The following is a 1,278-nucleotide window of genomic DNA, read 5'->3' on the forward strand; positions in this document are numbered from 1 at the left end:
TTGGGATATGACCATGGTTGGGTTTGGTCTGCTCTCGCTTTTGGCGGCTTTGTTTCGATGTTCCGCAATCCGATCCGCTTTTTCTGGCGTAAATGGACGGGCCGAGAGGTGGCGGAATGAGTTGGTCCCTTGCTCTGGCCGCTCTTTGGGGGTTGTCCGCCAATATCCTTGCGATGGTTCCCAGCAAGGATAACCACTGGACACGTGCTTATGTCCTGATTGTCGTGGGAATCCCGATTCTAGGTTATGTCACATATCAGCACGGTCCGTGGATCGGCCTGTTGGTGCTGGGTATGGGCATGTCGATGCTGCGCTGGCCGGTGATTTACCTGAGCCGTTGGACAAAAGCGAAAATGCAGGGCATGAAGGCGGCTAACAAGTAACGGCCATATTCAGGAGGCCACATGGTCGATATTGCCACATTCGCCTATTTGCCACTCATTTCTTTGATACTTGGCGGAGTTGCCGGGCTTATTGCCGGGCTCTGGATTGGTGTCAGAGGATTGTTTTGGCTCATCGGCCTGACCTCGGCAGTTGCGTTGGCGCTGATCGTTTTGCTGGCGGGCGTCAGCACGGGCGAGGAGGAGCAGGCATTTGGTCCCTTCATCTGGCTGACTGGATCGGTCCTGCCGTTCCTTCTTGCTGTTATCGTGGGTGGTGTTGGCGGGCGCAGCCTGGCGAAAAAGTCAACCACATGAGCAATCTGCCCGAAGTTCGGGGTCGTCTGACCCCGGCCCGACCGCTGAACGATCTGACATGGCTGCGCGTTGGTGGCCCCGCAGACTACTTGTTCCAACCCGCCGACGTCGAGGACCTGCAAACGTTTTTGCGTGGTCTTCCGTCGGATGTTCCGGTTTTCCCAATGGGTGTCGGTTCAAACCTGATCGTGCGTGACGGTGGCTTGCGCGCCGTGGTGATCCGCTTGGGACGCGGTTTCAACGGGATCGAGATCGAGGGTAACACGGTCACCGCAGGCGCGGCGGCATTGGACGCCCATGTGGCGCGTAAAGCAGCGGATGCCGGGGTCGATCTGACCTTTTTGCGCACCATACCCTGTTCTGTTGGCGGGTCAGTTCGGATGAACGCGGGCTGTTATGGCAGCTACACGGCGGATGTCTTGCGTAAAGCGACTATTGTCACCCGACGGGGTGAATTGCTTGACCTGACCCCCGAAGATCTGAACTTCCGCTATCGCCAGTCCGATCTGCCTGAAGGCTCCGTGTTGATATCGGCGACGTTTCAAGGGCCCTCTGGCGACCCGGCAGAGCTTCACGCCCG

3 protein-coding genes are annotated in these 1,278 nt (G+C 57.9%); all 3 read left to right on the plus strand.

Annotation, left to right across the window (positions count from 1 at the left end):
- The first annotated feature begins 116 nt into the window (after window positions 1–116).
- Complete coding sequence (locus ACR0JF_RS23260; protein ID WP_171184980.1) at window positions 117–383, plus strand: DUF2484 family protein; 267 nt, start codon at window positions 117–119, stop codon at window positions 381–383.
- Window positions 384–404: 21 nt separating this feature from the next.
- The gene (locus ACR0JF_RS23265; RefSeq protein WP_171092305.1) at window positions 405–698 is read left to right on the plus strand and encodes a hypothetical protein; all 294 of its coding nucleotides are present in this window, start codon (window positions 405–407) and stop codon (window positions 696–698) included.
- Window positions 695–1,278: FAD-binding protein (locus ACR0JF_RS23270; protein ID WP_480670107.1), on the plus strand; the 584-nt coding region annotated here is incomplete at its 3' end. The genes ACR0JF_RS23265 and ACR0JF_RS23270, both read left to right, overlap by 4 nt.

The sequence above is a fragment of the Ruegeria sp. BG11 genome (genome assembly GCF_056538565.1).

Bases quoted from the DNA above. Each gene is read 5' to 3' on its own strand.
- ACR0JF_RS23265 (WP_171092305.1), top strand. From the start codon at position 405: ATGGTCGATATTGCCACATTCGCCTATTTGCCACTCATTTCTTTGATA.
- ACR0JF_RS23260 (WP_171184980.1), top strand. From the start codon at position 117: ATGAGTTGGTCCCTTGCTCTGGCCGCTCTTTGGGGGTTGTCCGCCAAT.